Origin of the sequence: Pedobacter sp. L105, from assembly GCF_009765875.1 — a bacterium.
Lineage (GTDB): Bacteria > Bacteroidota > Bacteroidia > Sphingobacteriales > Sphingobacteriaceae > Pedobacter.
The window spans coordinates 505,613-523,352 of record NZ_LMUP01000004.1 but is presented as its reverse complement, the minus strand read 5'-3'; the positions used below and the strand labels follow the sequence as shown (position 1 = coordinate 523,352).

The following is a 17,740-nucleotide window of genomic DNA, read 5'->3' as shown; positions in this document are numbered from 1 at the left end:
GCTAACCGCAGAAATGTACCCCGATCTCTTAAAAAAAGAGAATGATATCAGTGCAGATGTTTTTCCTGAAATAAATGAGGAGGATAGATTATGAAACCAACCGACTTCTCGAAAAGCCTTACCGACTTTCTTGGGCTTTATCTGCCTGGAGAAAAAGGGGTGAGCCCTAATACAATAGCTGCTTATAAAGATACTTTTATCCTGTTCCTTGGTTTCATAAACACCAAGTATAGCATAGATGCTGGTAAACTTACCCTTCAGTCAATCAATCAGCAATGTGTTATCACATTCCTGGACTGGTTGGAAAGTGAACGGAGATGCAGTGTATCTACGCGCAATGCCCGTATGGCAGCCCTGCACTCCTTCTTTCGTTATCTGCAGTACCGGCATCCTGTGCAAATGCATGAATGGCAGCGGATATTGTCGATTCCATTCAAAAAAACCGGAAAGCCTACCATAAGTTACATCTGTATTGAAGGCATTAAGCTATTACTGACACAACCTGATCAACAGTCAGCAAAAGGACAAAGAGACCTGGCTTTGTTGTCGCTAATGTACGACAGTGCTGCACGGGTACAGGAAATGATTGATCTGGTGCCATCTTCAATTGGCTTTAATAAACCCTATACGATCAAGCTTTTTGGTAAAGGAAGCAAAGGACGTATTGTGCCACTTATGGAAAATCAGGTCTCACTGCTTAAAAACTATATGACCCATAATAGGTTATTGGAACCTTATGCAGCTATGCACCCATTATTCAGCAACGGACGCCATGAAAAACTGACACGTATGGGCATAACCCTGATACTAAAAAAGTATGTTAAAAAAGCCGTGACCATAGATCCATCCTTATTCCCTAAAACAGTTACGCCACATATAATACGCCATTCAAAAGCGATGCATCTGCTTCAGGCCGGGGTAAATATCGTTTACATACGAGACTTTTTGGGCCATACCTCTGTATCAACCACGGAAATATACGCCCGGGCTGACTCAAGAATGAAGCGTGAAGCACTAGAAAGGGCATACGTGGATGTTAACCAGAAATCAGCTGAAGATGCTGCTTGGTTGAAAAATGCAGAACTACTGGAATGGTTAAAAGGGCTTAAGTGAAATAATACAAGAATTATGTAAAGTATTCCTGGTAAACTAAGCTAAAAATCAATAACTTATCGCTGTATCCAGGCAGTACTTTACATAATCTTTTAGCTTACATAAACAGAGCAGGGGGTTACCATGTTATCCTGTATATTAAATAGTGAAAGGGCTATACATGTCAACATCCAGATCATTCGTATTTATGCCAGTATCCGCGAAATGCTTATGGCAAATAAAGATGTATTTATCAAGGTAGAGCAGGTTGAAAAACAGCTCATGAAACATGACCAGAAAATAGAATTACTGTTCACTTATCTAAGTAAATTCATTGAAAAAGAAGAGCAGCCAAGAACAGAGATAGGTTTTAAGCGAAAAGGTATGTAATAGATAAAATTCTTAGAATAACTCCATATTGAACTGAGCGGCAATATGTTTTTTAAGCACCTCTTTCACTTCAGCCATATTCACTTCATACCCTAACTCGCGCTGCATAGAAGTCACATCCTTATCATCTATTCCGCAGGGAACTATATTTTTAAAATAATCAAGATTTGAATTGACATTCAAAGCAAAGCCATGCATGGTTACCCAGCGGCTGCAGCGAACGCCCATCGCACAGATCTTCCTGGCTTTTTCGTTATCGGCATCCAGCCATACGCCCGTATAACCGGGATATCTTCCCGAAGGAATACCATAATCCTGCAAAGTAAGGATCACCGCCTCTTCGAGTGTGCGGAGATATAAATGAATATCTGTAAAAAAATTATCAAGGTCAAGGATCGGATAGCCTACCAGCTGACCGGGGCCATGATAAGTAATATCGCCACCCCTGTTGATTTTATAATAAGTAGCGTGTTTTTCTTCCAATCCCTTTTCATCCAGCAGCAGGTTTTCCGGATGGCCGCTTTTACCCAGTGTATAGACATGTGGATGTTCGCAAAACACGAGGAAATTTGGAGTTTCTTCAGCCGTTCCGTTGTTACGGTTACTGGTTTTAATGGCAACTGTTTCGTTTAAAACCAGTTCCTGACGCTCCCATGCCTCCTGGTAATCTACCAGTCCCCAATCCACAAATTTTACCTTTTTATTCATCACCTTAAAATTAACCTACTACATAACCCAGCATATATCCGGGTATCGTATTAAAATAACATACGCTCAGCATCCTTCTGCCCTCGGGTAAATCAACGATTACCGTAAGCTCGCCTGTATCCCTGAGTTCAAACGGCTGTATATGGATATGTTTCCTGAACTCCAGTCCTTTCTTTCCATACCATTTATAAACGGCCTCTTTCACACACCAGCAAACGTACAACCCCTGAATATTATCTTTTACATTAGATTGCGCCAGTTCGGGCGGCGACAGGAATTTCTGCTGGATACGGTGGATTTTAGTTTTAACCTGTTCAATATCCACGCCAACACTTCTGGTTTTCCCAATCATGACGGCAGCATAATCATAAGAATGGCTCAGCGAGATACTATAGGTAGAATTTGCCAGGTAAGGTTTTCCATGTTCATCCATACGGCAATCGATATAATCGGACGTATTGAGCGTTTTACGCAGCAGCAGTCTTGTACTTAACCAGTGCAGCAAACGTTTCTCATTGTTCAATGAAGCCAGGAAATCCAGCTCATGCTGCTTTAGCTGCAGGCCGGAGAGAAGCTCCTCTTCCCCCTCTTCAATTTTCCATACTGCCAGTACAGTCTGGTCGTCAATATCTTTATTATAGATTACAGGCATCCCTATTTAAAAAATCAATGTAAAAGTATCTTAAATTAATCATAATTTCGCCCAAAGACTTAACAAATGATACTTTCCGACAAACGCATTCTAGAAGAGATTGAAAAGGGTACAATCATCATTGAACCCTATAAACCAGAATGTTTAGGCACAAATTCCTACGATGTCCATCTGGGTAAATACCTGGCTACGTATACCGACAGGGTGCTGGATGCCAAAGCGCATAATAAAATTCAACATTTTGAGATCCCAAAAGATGGTTTTGTATTACAACCGGGTACTTTATATTTAGGCGTAACGCTGGAATATACAGAAACCCATGCACATGTTCCTTTCCTGGAAGGAAAATCAAGCACCGGCCGTTTGGGGATTGACATTCATGCCACGGCAGGAAAAGGCGATGTAGGCTTCTGCAATACCTGGACACTGGAAATATCCTGCGCCCAACCGGTGAAAATATATGCCGGTATGCCTATCGGCCAGCTGATCTATTTCGCTGTAGAAGGAGACGTAGCAACGCTTTATAATGCTAAAGATGACGCTAAATACAGCAATAAAACGACTAAACCTGTAGAAAGCATGATGTGGAAGAATAATTTTTAATATTCAATTAATTATTTTTGCATTTAAGCCTCAATGTTCTTACATTGAGGCTTTATTTTTTAACTGCAAATGAGAGCCAAATATCTGATCCCCTTTTTTCTTCTGGCGGCATGTACCTTTATTTTTGCCTTCCGTCTGGTAGACGATCCTTTTGAAATTCTTTTAAAAAAACTGGCCGCTTACAATGAGTCCCATCCGCAGGAAAAAATATATCTCCATTTAGACAAACCTTATTATGCCATAGGCGATAATATCTGGTTTAAGGCCTATGTAACAGATACGCGGACCAAGCAGCCCTCTAACATCAGTCATGCTTTATATGTAGAGCTGATCAATGAGAATGATTCCCTGGCTAAACAAATCAAACTACCATTGGTTGGAGGCATCAGCTGGGGCGACTTTAAATTACCCGATACCCTGCAGGAAGGGAATTACAGGATCAGGGCTTATACCCAATGGATGAGAAATAACGGTCCGGATTTCTTTTACGATAAAACGATCAAGATCGGCAATTCCTGGGCAAACCGGGTATTTACCACTACTACCTATTCTTTAAGCAAAAAGAATAATACCGAAACCGTTAACGCGGCTATTAAATTTACAGACAAACAGGGGCTTCCTTATGGAGGACAAAAAGTAACTTACGCCATCATCCTTCAGGATAAAGTGACCGATCATGGCAGAGGACAGACCAATGCACAGGGTGAGCTGACTTTCTCTTTCCCCAACAGCCAGCCCGGACAGCCGTTATCGGGCAAAATAACAGCAGCCATCACTTTGGCAGATAAACAGCAGGTAGTTAAAACTATTCCTTTGAAAGCTGCCGGCAATATGCTTTCCGTTCAACTATTTCCTGAAAGCGGAAACCTGGTGGAAAACCTGCCCTCAAAAGTTGGGATCAAAGCAGTCAACACATCCGGCCTCGGCGAAGAAGTGAGTGGTACCGTTACAGACAGCGAGGGCACTGAACTGAGCAGTTTTACCACCGATCATTTGGGGATGGGCAGTTTAATGATGAACCCGGAACCTGGAAAAACCTATACCGTTAAAGTAAAACTAAAAGATGGCACAGTACAGCAGGTACCTGTACCAAAAGCATTAACAGCAGGTTATACCTTTATGCTAAACAATACTGACACTACAAAAATAAGCGCCAGGATAATGATCAGTGAAAAACTGCTTGGTGAAGGAGAGATCAAATTGGTGATTACACAGAACAATACCGTGTATGCGGTGCTGAAAACAAAATCTACCAAACAGGTGACCACTTTTTCTGTGGCTAAAAAAGAACTCCCTTCAGGAATTCTTCATTTTACATTGTTCAATACAGAAAACCTGCCAGTGGCAGAAAGATTGGTTTTCGTGGAGAACCCTGCTGACCAGATTGAGACAGGCTTCTCCAATTTAAAAGCGGTTTATGGCAAAAGAGAAAACGTATCCCTTGATCTTTTAGCAAAAGACAATCATCAGCCCACACAGGGAAGCTTTTCCGTAGCCGTTACCAATATGTCTATCGTAACACCTGACGAGAATAATGAAAGTAATATCTTTAGTACTTTACTCCTTACCTCCGACCTGAAAGGATATATTGAAAAGCCGAATTATTACTTTCTTCCTGCCAACAAACAGCGCTTAGAAGATCTGGATAACCTGATGTTAACACAGGGCTGGACCCGATTCTTATGGAAAGAGCTGGATGGCGACCTAAGTAAATCTCCTGTTTACCCCGCTGAAAAAGAAATGAAAGTAAGCGGAACCATCACTTCCTTCGGCGGCAAACCTATAGCCAAGGGCAAGGTTTCTTTATTTTCCAGCTCACATGGATTGTTTATGGTAGATACCCTGACGGATGATAATGGACACTTTAGTTTTAACAATCTCTCTTTTGGCGACAGCATCAAGTTTGTTGTCCAGGCACGAAATGTGAAAAACAAGAAAAACGTGGAGATCAAACTGGATATTATCCCGGGACAGGTGATCACAAAAAACAAAAACACGGGAGATATAGAGGTCAATGTAAATGAAGCCATTCAAAGTTATATCCATCAGACCGAAGGTTATTTTAACCAGCTGACAAGCCGCGGTCTGCTACAGCATAGTCATCAGCTCAAAGAGGTAAATATTACAGAGAAGAAAAAGAAACAAGATTATTCTTCTAATATGAACGGGCCGGGAAGTGCAGATGCTGTAATCACAGCTAAAGATTTAAACAGCGGACCCGACTTCGAAAATAATCTGCAGGGTAGGGTTGCAGGATTGATGCTCAACAATGGCCGCGCTTCTCTTTCACGATATGGAGGAAGAAGAACAATGGAAGTTATACTCGACGGCGTACCAATGGCAGATCCCGATCAACGCTTGCCTGGTCCGCTGAAAGATATTAATACCGCTGATGTAGAGACTGTGGAAATATTGAAAAGTACAGCATATACTGCTATTTATGGTTCACAGGGTGGCGCTGGTGTAATAATCATCACCACAAAAAGAGGAGGAGACACCAGTTATTCCAAAGATGCGCCTGGAATTATCAGTTATAGACCTAAAGGTTATTATGCGATCAGGCAATTCTATTCGCCTCAATATACACCAGAGAACAAAGACCAGGGCACAGACCAGAGGTCTACAGTTTACTGGAACCCGCATATTTCTACGGCAGCAGACGGTACGGCGAAGTTCAATTTTTACAATACCGACCAGACAGGAACTTACAGAATTGTAATAGAGGGTATAAATAATGAAGGCCATCTGGCCAGAAATGTATATACTTACGAAGTAAAATAACCCATATGAATACCATCAACGTAACGATAAAAGACCGTCTGGCATTGATTACCCTTAACCGTGGCAAGTCTAATGCGCTGAACAGGGAAATGATCACTGAAATCACGGATATGCTATATAACATAGAAAACGATGCCAACATCGGTGGCGTGATCATCACCGGCAGGGAAAATTTCTTTTCTGCGGGATTGGACCTGATAGAACTTTACCGCTATAATGAGGAAGAGATCAAATCGTTCTGGCACCTCTTCCTGAATTTTACAGCGAAGATCACTGCTTTCAAAAAACCATTGGTTGCGGCCATTAACGGGCATTCCCCCGCCGGAGGATGTGTAATTGCCCTGGCCTGCGATGCACGCGTAATGTCCGAAGGAAAATATATTATCGGATTAAATGAAGTTCCGGTGGGGATCATCGTGACGGACAGTATTTTCCACTTATATGCCTTCTGGCTGGGCAAAGCCAATGCCAGCCGCAGTTTGCTGGAAGGAAAATTATTCAGTCCGGAAGAAGCTTTACAAATAGGTTTGGTGGATGAACTGGTTAACCCGGCAAGCATCATGACCGTTGCAGAACGCAGGATCAGGAAATATATGGCATTGGAGCCCAACACCTGGCAGCAGAGTAAACTGAACATCAGGAAAGAACTGATTGCGGCTACCTCGGTTGATCAGGAAGAAACTTTAAAAGCCGTACTTACCCAATGGTGGGCACCTTCTACCAGGAACCTGCTGAAAATGATTATTGATAACCTTCAAAAGAAATAAACATGTATAATCAACCCATGTTAAGAGACGATGCACTGCAGGGCAAAACCATTGTGGTGACAGGTGGCGGCACAGGTTTGGGCAAAGCTATGGGCACCTATTTTTTAAAGTTGGGTGCCAATCTGGTGATCACCAGCCGCAAGGCGGATGTATTGGAGAAAACTGCGGCGGAGATGGAAAAAGAGACCGGCGGAAAAGTACTTGCCCTGAGCTGCGACGTGCGCGACTATGCACAGGTAGAACATGTACTGGCAGAAACGATCAAGACCTTCGGACAGGTAGACTGCCTGCTGAACAATGCCGCCGGGAATTTCATTTCACCTACAGAACGTTTATCGGCCAATGCCTTTTCTACGATCATAGATATCGTTTTAAAAGGATCGGTAAACTGCAGCCTGGCATTCGGCAAACACTGGATCAAAGAAAAGCAGGCGGGTAATATTTTAAATATCGTTACCACCTATGCTTTTACGGGTTCGGCCTATGTTGTTCCTTCAGCCTGTGCGAAAGGCGGTGTGCTGGCCATGACACGTTCCCTGGCAGCAGAATGGGGGAAATATGGTATCCGCACCAATGCCATTGCACCAGGGCCTTTCCCTACAAAAGGCGCATGGGACCGATTACTTCCCGGCGATCTGGCAGAAAAGTTTGACTTCAAAAAAAGGGTGCCGCTCAAACGTATCGGTGAACACCAGGAACTCGCTAATCTGGCTGCATTTTTAGTCAGTGATTTCTCCAGTTACATTAACGGAGAGATAATTACGATTGATGGTGGGGAATGGTTACAGGGAGCAGGACAATTTAACGGCCTGGAAGCAATACCTGATGAGCTATGGGACAGCTTTGAACAAATGACCAGGTCGGCCAAAGGTAGCTAAACCGTTACCTCTGAAGCAAAAAATTTTTTAAAGCATTTTATTTTTGAAATTAGCTTATTTTTGTATCATGTCAACAGAAACAAAAGAAGAAACATTTACACTGGAAGAGATTTTAACGTCCCTTAAGACCTCTCATCGTTTGATTTTATGGAACGATGAGATCAATACCTTTGAACATGTGATTCACTGTATGACCAAATACCTGGATTATACAGAAACTCAGGCAGAAAAGATTGCCTGGGAAGTGCATAATAAAGGAAAATGCGCTGTACTGGAAGGGTCGTTTACAGAAATGGAAGTTTACCGCAAGATCCTTCAGCAGGAAGGCCTGACTGTAACGGTAGATTAAGACTGCTCCAGGTTTTCTACCAGTGCCGTTAGTTCCAGCTGTGTGGTATGTGTTCTGTCACGGGCATACCATAGGTGTAGCTTTTCCGACCATACATCATGTTCAGGGGTTGTTATCCGCCAGCCTTGCAGCAATTGCTGTAATATTGCCGGTCGTGGTCCCCATTTGCAGATCACTTCACCTTCAGTATCCATCACCAGCAATACCGGGATAGCCCTTCCTCCATTAGTGAGGTATTGATCCATCAAAGAAAGATGTTCATCCCTCAATATAAATCTTAAATCAAACTTTTTTGGCTCAATTTCAGCCATCTTTTTGAACAAAGGAACAATTTGTGCCGCATCTCCGCACCATCCTTCGGAAATTACCAGTAAAAGGTAGTTTTTTCTCAATTTTTGAATAGCTTCAACCAGCACTTCACTGAGTACAACAGACTTCTCTATTCTGTTCATCCTCTGCACATTCAGACTCGTATATTGTAGCATAGAGTCGCTATGATCAGTACCTGTGGTTTTGCCCTCTTTTAGCAGAAAGTCTATTAAATCTCTGTAATTTGCATAACTTAGCGCTTCATTCACAAAAATATTACTGTAATTGGCCATAATTCCGTTGTAATAAAATGGTTACCCCTCTGTTTTTAAATTTTATGGCCGTTACTTTGCACCCGTCAACTAGAAAACTAAAACGATAAACGCTACATGAAGAATTCAATTTATAAATTTATATTTATAACGCTCACATTTTGTACACTAGTCACGGGAAGCACAGTACACGCACAAACTCCAGGAACAGGCGCCGCCAGTGGAGCAAGTGTTACCCCAGGTACTGGTAAAATTACAGGAAAAGCCTTAGACGCCCAAACAAATGAAACGATTCCTTTTGCATCTATACTCATTATAGACAGAAAAACTAAAACAACAGTAAAAACTGGTCAGACAGACGTTAACGGAAACCTGGTTATTGGAGGCATTCCTGACGGCGTATTTTCCATCAAAATTAGTTATGTAGGTTATCAGAGTTTATCCAGAGATTCTATCTCAATCTCTAAAACACATCAGCTGATTAACCTGGGCACCATTAAAATGAAAGCTTCAAAAGGAAATGCCTTAAATGAAGTTAATGTTACTGCCAAAAAAGCACCTATCCAGCTGGGTATCGACAAAAAAACATTTGCTGTAGACCAGAGTTTGGTGAGTCAGGGCGGAGATGCCTCAGATCTGTTATCTAACGTACCATCTGTATCGATTGATCAGGATGGTAACGTAAGTTTAAGAGGATCTACCGGGGTTAAAGTATTGATCGACGGGAAACCTTCGCTGATCGCAGGTGGCGATATCGCTTCTATCCTGGCATCCATTCCTGCAAGTTCTATTGAAAGTGTGGAAGTGATCACTAATCCTTCTTCAAAATATGATTCTGAAGGAGATTCAGGGATTATCAATATCATCCTAAAGAAAAACTCTATCAGAGGTTTCAACGGTAACGTATCGGGATCTGCTGGTAACAGGGATAATTACAATGCAACGGCAGCATTGAGCTACCAGAATAATAATGTCAACGTGTACGGAAATTACAGCTACCGCTACGGAAGACGTGTGGGCGGAGGTTTCAACAATATTACTTATCTCAACCCTATCAACGATCTGGCTTACGCAGATCAGCTGACTAACTCTATCAGCATCGATAAAACACATAATTTTAAATTTGGTATTGATTATACCCTGGATAAAAAAGATGTCATCAGTCTTTCAGCAGGTTTCAACATCAGGGATAACGAAAGAAATGACCAGCTGAACATCAATGAATATGCTCCGGGAAGAGTTCCTCTGGAGTTCGATGACAGAACAAATGATAACAATGGAAGCGGTAACAGTCACGACTTTAACCTGGACTACAGCCATAAATTTAAAAAAGACCAGGAGCTGACCTTTAATTTTGGTTACTCCGGAGGAACAAACAATAACTTCCAACAGTACAATACCAATATCGCCAGCTTAAATGGTGTTCCTTACAATGATGCTGACCCATTAATGCAAACCAATGCAAATGATGGAACCAATACCAATTATAACATTCAGGCAGATTACAATATGCCCCTGGGTAAATTAGGTAAACTGGAAACAGGATACCGCAGTCAGATCAGGTTGTCAAACAGCAATATCGTTGCAGAAACTTTTGACAACCCATCAGGAGCTTATGTTCAGGATTATCAGTTGTCAAACAGGTTTAAAAGTAACGACCAGGTACATGCACTTTATGTCAATTACTCTAATCAGATTAAAAACTTTGGTTACCAGATTGGATTCAGAGGTGAAGATGCAAAGCTGAACACAACTTCTACAGCCTTTGATCAAAATGGTGTAGGAACACCTGAACCAGGACGTGTAGCCTATAACAGACTTTATCCAAGTATCTTCCTGACACAGAAATTTACGGGCGACCAGTCTTTACAATTAAGCTATACCAGAAGGGTAAACAGACCGAGACCATGGGATACCAATCCATATACCGATATTTCAGATCCTTTAACCTGGCGCAGGGGTAATCCAAACCTGCTTCCTGAAGATGTACACTCTTATGAATTAAGTTACAGCAGGTTCTGGCCTAAAGTAACGCTGATTGCATCTGCCTACATCCGTCAGACCAATGACCTGATCCAGAGAATACGCTCTACACCTGATAGTGCTGGTATAATCATTATTGTACCGGAAAACTTAGGTAAAAGCACCAACAGCGGATTCGAATTAATTGCTAAAGTAGATCTACTGAAAGCATGGAACTTTACAGCAAACGTAAACGGTTATCATAGCAGTATTGGTGCTATTGATGCAGGTACTGTTGAAGGTGTTAATTTCGAAGCGCTTGAGGCCGTTTCGGGTTATAGCTGGAATGCCAATTTAACGAATAACTTTACCCTGTCACGTAGCGTCACCCTGCAGTTGAGAGGCGATTACCAATCTTCTCAGGTACAATCACAAGGTACACAGAAAGCCAGATATGGTGTAGACGGAGGAGCGAAATACGACTTCCCGGGTAAAAAAGCATCCCTGAGCTTTAACGTAAGGGATATCTTTAATACCAGGAAATTTGGAGCAACGATACAGGATAGCAATTCCATCACAGACTTCCAGCGTTACCAGAAAGGCCCAATGGGTACCATTACCTTTGCTTATCGCTTTGGAAACACAAGTTTCACCAAGAAACCTAAAAAACAAGAAAAACAGGATGATCAAAAACCTGATGAAGGTTCATTCTAATCTGATATCAAAAGACAAACAACGGCTGCCCCTAAAGGCGGCCGTTCTTGTTTAACAATTGTTTTTTAATCAGCGCCTTTTTTTCCGGATCAGGAATTTCGTATCTTGCCGCATGGAAGAAATCAATCCCTGGACTATTGTTGACAGCCGGAAAATTTATGAAAACAACTGGATTGGCCTTACAGAACATCAGGTAATCAATCCTTCAGGTGGAAAAGGGATTTACGGAGAAGTTCATTTCAGGAATCATGCAATTGGTATTCTGCCACTGGATGAAGAAATGAATACCTGGCTGGTAGGACAGTACCGCTTCCCGCTAAAGGCATATAGCTGGGAAATCCCTGAAGGAGGTGGCCCGTTAGGACTGGAGCCTTTAGACAGCGCTAAAAGGGAGCTGCTGGAAGAAACAGGACTAACAGCCACAGACTGGAAGGAGCTTTTACAAATGCACTTATCAAATTCTGTGAGTGATGAGTTGGCTACCGTTTACATTGCCCGCGGCTTAACCATGGGAACTGCAGAACCGGAAGAAACTGAAGAGCTCGTATTACGTAAATTACCTTTTGAAGAGGCTTACCAAATGGCCATGGACGGAAGGATCACTGACAGTGTGAGTGTAGCTGCACTGCTGAAAGCAAAAATTCTATTACTGGAAGGCCGATTATAAAAACCCTATGAATAAATTTTTGGGATATATCTTTACTCCCGTATTTTACTTTTTCTTTTTACTGACATTGGTGGTATTTCAACCCATTCAATGGATCTGTTATCGCTTGTTTGGCTACAAAGCACATAAGGTATCCGTAGATTACCTGAACTTCTTTCTCACCTATTCCCATATATTTTTAGGATCATCAACTACTTTTATCAATGAGCAGCACCTGCCCGCTGGTCAGCCTATCATATTTATTGCCAATCACCAGAGCATGTATGACATTCCCGGGATGATCTGGTTCCTGAAAAAACACCATGTAAAATTCATTTCCAAAATTGAACTCACAAAAGGCATTCCTTCCATCTCCTTTAACCTGAAATATGGCGGCGGCGCCAATATTAACCGTAAAGACAGTAAACAGGCCGTATCTGAAATCATTAAACTAGGCCGCAGGATGAAAGAAAATAACTGGTCGGCTTTAATCTTTGCAGAAGGTACCCGGGCCAAAGACGGGCAAATAAAGCCCTTTCAGGTAGGCGGCATTGCAACATTACTAAAGGTAGTGCCCAATGCCCTCATCGTACCTATAGCCATAGAAAACTCGTGGAAAACTGTACGTTATGGCACCTATCCGCTAAGCTTTGGAGAAAAGCTGAGATGGACGGTGCTAACGCCTATTCCAACGGAAGGTAAAAATGCAGAGGAACTTACCGGACTAGCCGAAAGTGCGATCAGAAAAGCCCTGAAACAGGAAAAAACAGTTTAAATATTCTTATTCTCTATGCGTTTGAAAAACTCGTCCCGGTAGGTATCCCCAATAGGGATGATCTTACCGCAGATCGTGATCCTGCTTCTTTCAATACTCTCTATTTTATCCAGTGCAATGATATAGGATTTATGTACCCTGATAAATTGGGAGAAAGGCAATGTTTCTTCCATTTTTTTCATGTTTTGCAGGGTAATTACCCGTTCCGCCTTAGTAAAAATGGAGATATAATCTTTTAGTCCTTCAATATACAGGATATCATTCAGTTCAACTTTCTGGATCTTGTGTTCTGTTTTCACAAAGATGAAATCCTGAACGGATTGCTGCTGTTGCACAACGGGCGCTGCAGGGGCGGGTACGGGAGCAGCTACAACTTGTGGTTCGGCATGTGTTTTATGCTGCTGATGCACTTTTTCTACTGCTTTATAAAACCTGTCGAATGCAATAGGTTTCAGCAGATAATCAGAAACATTCAGGTCGTAACTTTCCAGCGCATACTGTGAATAGGCAGTGGTCAAAATATAACTCGCTTTATTATTAGCAATTTTAAGAAATTGTATACCCGTCAAATCCGGCATTTGAATATCCAGGAAGACCAGATCAATCCCTCCTGCCTGTACCAGCTGGAGGGCCTCAATTGCATTTTCTGTCCTCTTTACCAGTTCAAGAAAGGGAACTTTAGATACATAATCTTCAATAATATCGAGCGCAAGAGGCTCATCATCTACGGCAATACATTTTAGGGTCATGGTACGATTTTATTGATGGAGGCTAATTTATATATCAAGCATTAATTCACTGGTATAATGAGTAGCCGAATTTACAATATTTAACTTATATCTTTCAGGATAAAGTAACTGCAGCCGGCGTTCCACATTATTTAGCCCTATCCCACCCATTTGGTCTTTATTGGCATTGCTCTTTTTATTGGTGATACTAAAATGCAGTATTTTCTGGTTGGCAATGATATTGATCCTGATTGGATCTGAATGATCATTGGCCACGCCATGTTTAAAAGCATTTTCTACGAAAGCAATCAGGAGCAGCGGCAGGATCTGCTGGTTATCGATCTCGCCATTCAGGGTCATCTCTACTGCAGCGCCGTCCTTAAACCTTAACTTTTGCAGCTCAATATAACTCTGTACATATTCGATCTCCTTGCTTAAGGACACCCAGCTGTCGTTACTTTCATAAATCATATAACGCATGATCTCAGAGAGCTTCAATATGGCATCTGCTGTTTTATCCGATTTCTGATAGGCCAGTGAATAGATATTATTTAAAGAATTAAACAGGAAGTGCGGATTAAGCTGCGATTTTAAAAACTGCAGCTCCATATCCTTTTTCTCTGTTTCCAGGCTGCGGTGGATACGGATATTGCTAAACCAGTCGAGGGTAAATTTAATCAGACAGCTGGAGATAATAAAAAAACCAGAAATAAAAACAGACCACAGTACATAAGGGCCAAGCTCTTCATCTACCACAGTCCCTGTTTTAACATCCGTATGCTGCAGAAGCACATCTCTGTTCAATACGGCAAGAATGGTCTTTGCTACCGTCATTACCGCTATCAGCGCTATAATCGATAAAATATAGAGCCAATACTTTTTTAACAGCTGAGGAATAAACAGCGTATAATTGATATAGAATATAGAGATATTGATGATAGAAAAATAACCAACAGAAACAATCAGTTCATGGGCACTCAGCTTTTTGCCACTGAAGAATATGGCCAGACATATTATCGCTCCAAGAAATAGCCAATAGACCAGGTGTGCTATTAACTCTCTTTTATCTTTCATATAAACCTATCCTAACCATGCTGTAAAAATACTCGTTTGCTGCTGAACCAAAGTAATGAAAATACTATTTTTCACCGGTCACTTTCGACCAACTGGCATTTTTTTTCTACCAACGCTTAAAAATGTTATAATCTTCATTTTTCCGGTAATTAAGCTGTTGATCTATAATTATATCCCATTCGTATAAAACATTTTAGCAAGCCTGTTTTAATGATTCTATTTGTTTCATCAAAACGAAACGATTATGAAAACTGCATCTGTTAACTACCTCCATACGCTTATCAATAACAGGATATATGCCTCTCATCAAATTGAATTTAAAAAAATGAACAGCATTGGTACCGCTATTCAAAATAAATTATCTGCGGTATCTCCTTTTCTACTTCTTTTGGCGCCCGTGTTTGTCATGATCGCTGTTACCCTTTTCAAATAAATCAGGAGTTTTTATTGGCTCCTTAAAGAAACTTTAGCCTCGTAGAATTGGCTAAAGGATGTTTAACATCATATATTTAGTTTTTAGTTAATAGCAAAAGTAACGTCCGGATGGTCGTTACTTTTTTTTTGATAAAATATTTTGAAACTAAATAATTAGTTCATACATTTATAACTACATACTTAGTTAAACACACCAATAGAATATAACAACTTGTTAACATGGAAATTAAAGACCTGACAAAAGCCGAAGAACAAATCATGCAGATCATCTGGCAGATAGAGAAAGGCTTCGTAAAAGAAGTAATGGACTTCTTACCGATACCAAAACCAGCATACAATACAGTTTCTACGATTATCAGAATACTGGAAGTGAAAGGTTTTATCGGTCACGAAGCTTTTGGAAAAGCACACCAGTATTATCCGCTCATATCGAGGGAAGATTATAAGCGCCATGCAACCGAAAAACTGCTCGGCAATTATTTCGAAAACTCTGTAGAAAGCATGTTTTCCTTTTTTGTGAAGGAAGATAAAATGGATGTAAGTGATGTGGATGAAATTCTTAAAATGATTAATAAACTCAAAAACAAATCAAAATGACCTGGGCCTACTACCTCCTGCAAGTAAATATATACCTGGTTATATTTTACGCATTTTACAAGTTATTACTGGATAGAGAGACTTACTTTATACTGAACAGGGTTTACCTGATTGCATCTGGGATCCTTTCACTGGCCATTCCTTTTTTAAGACCGGAGTGGTTTGTGAAGCATGCGCAAAGCCCGCAGATCAGGATTAGTGTAGATCAGTTAAACATGATCATGTCCAGAGTAACCATAGCCGACGAAGCAGAACAGTTTAACTGGGGGCACCTGGTGGCGGGAATTTACATTCTCGGAACGGTGTTTTTTGCTCTCCGGTTTATTCTGCGACTGAGGGATGTAAGGAGGATGATTAAAATGAAACCTGAGGGCGTGGCTTTTTCCTTTTTCCGCAAAAAGGTAATTGACAGCCAGCTTCCGGGGCTGGAAACGATTGATAAACATGAAGATCTCCATGTGAGGCAGTTCCATACACTGGATGTATTGTTTTATGAGTTGATGGCTATTCTGGTATGGTGTAATCCAATAATCTATTTATATAAAGTAACCGTAAAGAATATCCATGAGTACCTGGCCGATGAAGAAGCGGCCCTTTACCAGGGAGACAAAGAGTCTTATGCGCTATTGTTATTGAGCAGGGCTTTTGGAATAGACCAGAATGTACTGACTAATACCTTTTATCATAAATCACTTATTAAAAAACGAATCTTTATGCTGAATAAACAACGTTCCAGAAAAACCGCCATATTGAAATATGGCCTGTTTTTACCTCTCTTTGCAGTGACTTTACTATTGTCATCTGCCACCATCAGGAAAAATGAAGAGATCAAAGCGGTAGCAGAAAAAATTGCCTCCCCGCTGCAGCTGACCGACCTGGTCGCGTCAAACGGAAATACGGTCTATCATCAAAATCAAACCGATGGATGGAGTAACTTTTATAAACATATCAGTAATACTGTCCAATACCCCGCACTGGCGCGCTATCATAAACTTCAGGGCAATAGTATAATTCAATTTACCGTTAGAAATGGACAAGTAAGCGGATTGGGTGAAGTTAGCGCATTAGGCCAGGGCTGTGAAGCTCAGGTAATGAAAGCGATCCTTGACTTTGATGACTTCAAACATATAGCGGATGGTAAATACAGTCTTAAGGTGGCTTTCCGCTTAAATGATTCAAAAGCTCCAATCGTCAATGCCGCTGACAGTTCCCCTAAAGGATATACCGCACTGAAAGAGATACACGTGAGTTCAAATGTTTCAACGGCTTTGGCTGAAGATGAAAAAAACAAGGTATATGATTTTACTGGTATTACTATCCAGCCTGGTTTCCCCGGAGGGATGGATAAATTTTATCTGTACCTGTCAAAAAACTGCAAATATCCTAAGGAAGCCCAGAACAACAATGTACAGGGTAAAGTATTCTTATCTTTTATCGTAGAAGAGGACGGGAAACTGAGTAACATCAAAGTTGAAAAAGGATTAGGCAGTGGAACGGATGAAGAAGCTTTAAGGCTAATGCAAGAAAGTCCAAAATGGACACCTGGGTATGATGGAAATGTGCCGGTAAGGGTTAAATACAATATTCCAATCCACTTTACGCTGTCGGTCGATGTACCCAAGAAAACAGAAAATATGATTAACCAAAAACCATCCGGCAATCCTGAGATCAATAGAATAGGAACGACTGATAGCCAGACTCAAAAGGCATACGCTGCAGTCCTGGATACAAAATCTACCTCAGAATTTAATGCCAGCTCAGCGCTGTGGGTTATAAATGGTGTAGTAGTAGACAGGTCAAAACTCGGTACAGTCGACCCGGCTTTAATCGAATCGATGACTATTCTTAAAGGTGAAAATGCCATGAACAACTACGGAAATGACGGTAAAAACGGGGTGGTAGAGATTAAATTGAGAAAAGAAAGAGTAATATACAAAGACCCGGTGATAAATGGCGATGTAATCAAAAATTAAATGACAACCAATAAAAGCACAAAAGCCCAGCTAAA

The 17,740-nt window shown here is 41.2% G+C and carries 18 protein-coding genes; 13 read left to right on the top strand and 5 right to left on the bottom strand.

Annotation, left to right across the window (positions count from 1 at the left end; genetic code table 11):
* The first annotated feature begins 90 nt into the window (after positions 1-90).
* Together GSQ84_RS07395 and GSQ84_RS07390 are read left to right on the top strand one after the other, a co-directional pair.
* Positions 91-1,113 carry a site-specific integrase gene (locus tag GSQ84_RS07395; RefSeq protein WP_158796613.1) on the top strand — a complete coding sequence of 341 codons (1,023 nt, stop codon included), beginning with the start codon at positions 91-93 and terminating at the stop codon, positions 1,111-1,113.
* A 123-nt stretch (positions 1,114-1,236) separates the two neighbouring features.
* Complete coding sequence (locus GSQ84_RS07390; protein WP_216848888.1) at positions 1,237-1,482, top strand: hypothetical protein; 246 nt, start codon at positions 1,237-1,239, stop codon at positions 1,480-1,482.
* 12 nt (positions 1,483-1,494) lie between these two features.
* Here the strand turns inward: GSQ84_RS07390 and lipB are convergent, their stop codons facing one another.
* Positions 1,495-2,190 (bottom strand): lipoyl(octanoyl) transferase LipB, encoded by a 696-nt coding sequence (gene lipB, locus GSQ84_RS07385; RefSeq protein WP_158796612.1) that lies wholly within the window; start codon positions 2,188-2,190, stop codon positions 1,495-1,497.
* 10 nt (positions 2,191-2,200) lie between these two features.
* A complete protein-coding gene (locus GSQ84_RS07380) occupies positions 2,201-2,842 on the bottom strand; it encodes a 4'-phosphopantetheinyl transferase superfamily protein (protein WP_158796611.1) in 642 nt (213 codons plus the stop codon).
* A gap of 66 nt (positions 2,843-2,908) precedes the next feature.
* Here GSQ84_RS07380 and dcd point away from each other — a divergent pair, with 66 nt between their 5' ends.
* The 5 genes from dcd to GSQ84_RS07355 all read left to right on the top strand — a co-directional run bounded on the left by dcd (position 2,909) and on the right by GSQ84_RS07355 (position 8,220).
* Entirely contained in the window at positions 2,909-3,445 is a 537-nt protein-coding gene (gene dcd, locus GSQ84_RS07375; protein ID WP_158796610.1) for a dCTP deaminase, read from the top strand.
* Positions 3,446-3,514: 69 nt separating this feature from the next.
* On the top strand, positions 3,515-6,226 hold the full coding sequence (locus GSQ84_RS07370) for a TonB-dependent receptor plug domain-containing protein (protein WP_158796609.1): 2,712 nt from the start codon (positions 3,515-3,517) through the stop codon (positions 6,224-6,226).
* Positions 6,227-6,231: 5 nt separating this feature from the next.
* Positions 6,232-6,993, top strand: a complete 762-nt coding sequence (locus GSQ84_RS07365; RefSeq protein ID WP_158796608.1) for an enoyl-CoA hydratase/isomerase family protein — start codon at positions 6,232-6,234, stop codon at positions 6,991-6,993.
* Between the two features lie 2 nt (positions 6,994-6,995).
* Positions 6,996-7,871, top strand: a complete 876-nt coding sequence (locus GSQ84_RS07360) for an SDR family oxidoreductase (protein WP_158796607.1) — start codon at positions 6,996-6,998, stop codon at positions 7,869-7,871.
* 67 nt (positions 7,872-7,938) lie between these two features.
* Positions 7,939-8,220 carry an ATP-dependent Clp protease adaptor ClpS gene (locus tag GSQ84_RS07355; RefSeq protein ID WP_158796606.1) on the top strand — a complete coding sequence of 94 codons (282 nt, stop codon included), beginning with the start codon at positions 7,939-7,941 and terminating at the stop codon, positions 8,218-8,220.
* Here the strand turns inward: GSQ84_RS07355 and GSQ84_RS07350 are convergent.
* Positions 8,217-8,822, bottom strand: a complete 606-nt coding sequence (locus tag GSQ84_RS07350) for a thioredoxin family protein (protein ID WP_158796605.1) — start codon at positions 8,820-8,822, stop codon at positions 8,217-8,219. The two genes, GSQ84_RS07355 and GSQ84_RS07350, sit on opposite strands and share 4 nt — an antisense overlap.
* A 96-nt stretch (positions 8,823-8,918) precedes the next feature.
* Here GSQ84_RS07350 and GSQ84_RS07345 point away from each other — a divergent pair, with 96 nt between their 5' ends.
* The 3 genes from GSQ84_RS07345 to GSQ84_RS07335 all read left to right on the top strand — a co-directional run bounded on the left by GSQ84_RS07345 (position 8,919) and on the right by GSQ84_RS07335 (position 12,898).
* Positions 8,919-11,477, top strand: coding sequence for an outer membrane beta-barrel family protein (locus GSQ84_RS07345; RefSeq protein WP_158796604.1), 2,559 nt, complete (start codon positions 8,919-8,921; stop codon positions 11,475-11,477).
* A gap of 112 nt (positions 11,478-11,589) precedes the next feature.
* Positions 11,590-12,144, top strand: coding sequence for an NUDIX hydrolase (locus tag GSQ84_RS07340; protein ID WP_158796603.1), 555 nt, complete (start codon positions 11,590-11,592; stop codon positions 12,142-12,144).
* A 7-nt stretch (positions 12,145-12,151) separates the two neighbouring features.
* Complete coding sequence (locus tag GSQ84_RS07335; RefSeq protein WP_158796602.1) at positions 12,152-12,898, top strand: 1-acyl-sn-glycerol-3-phosphate acyltransferase; 747 nt, start codon at positions 12,152-12,154, stop codon at positions 12,896-12,898.
* Here GSQ84_RS07335 and GSQ84_RS07330 read toward each other — a convergent pair.
* Together GSQ84_RS07330 and GSQ84_RS07325 are read right to left on the bottom strand one after the other, a co-directional pair.
* Complete coding sequence (locus GSQ84_RS07330; protein ID WP_158796601.1) at positions 12,895-13,647, bottom strand: LytTR family DNA-binding domain-containing protein; 753 nt, start codon at positions 13,645-13,647, stop codon at positions 12,895-12,897. The genes GSQ84_RS07335 and GSQ84_RS07330 overlap by 4 nt on opposite strands.
* A 27-nt stretch (positions 13,648-13,674) precedes the next feature.
* Positions 13,675-14,700: a sensor histidine kinase gene (locus GSQ84_RS07325; RefSeq protein ID WP_158796600.1), complete on the bottom strand. Its 1,026-nt coding sequence runs from the start codon at positions 14,698-14,700 to the stop codon at positions 13,675-13,677.
* Between the two features lie 244 nt (positions 14,701-14,944).
* Here GSQ84_RS07325 and GSQ84_RS07320 point away from each other — a divergent pair, with 244 nt between their 5' ends.
* The 3 genes from GSQ84_RS07320 (at position 14,945) to GSQ84_RS07310 (ending at position 17,705) form a co-directional block, all read left to right on the top strand.
* The gene (locus tag GSQ84_RS07320) at positions 14,945-15,133 is read left to right on the top strand and encodes a hypothetical protein (protein WP_158796599.1); all 189 of its coding nucleotides are present in this window, start codon (positions 14,945-14,947) and stop codon (positions 15,131-15,133) included.
* Between the two features lie 221 nt (positions 15,134-15,354).
* Positions 15,355-15,732 (top strand): BlaI/MecI/CopY family transcriptional regulator, encoded by a 378-nt coding sequence (locus GSQ84_RS07315; protein WP_158796598.1) that lies wholly within the window; start codon positions 15,355-15,357, stop codon positions 15,730-15,732.
* On the top strand, positions 15,729-17,705 hold the full coding sequence (locus GSQ84_RS07310; protein ID WP_158796597.1) for a TonB family protein: 1,977 nt from the start codon (positions 15,729-15,731) through the stop codon (positions 17,703-17,705). The genes GSQ84_RS07315 and GSQ84_RS07310 overlap by 4 nt, the downstream gene beginning before the upstream one ends.
* The last annotated feature ends 35 nt before the right edge of the window (positions 17,706-17,740 follow it).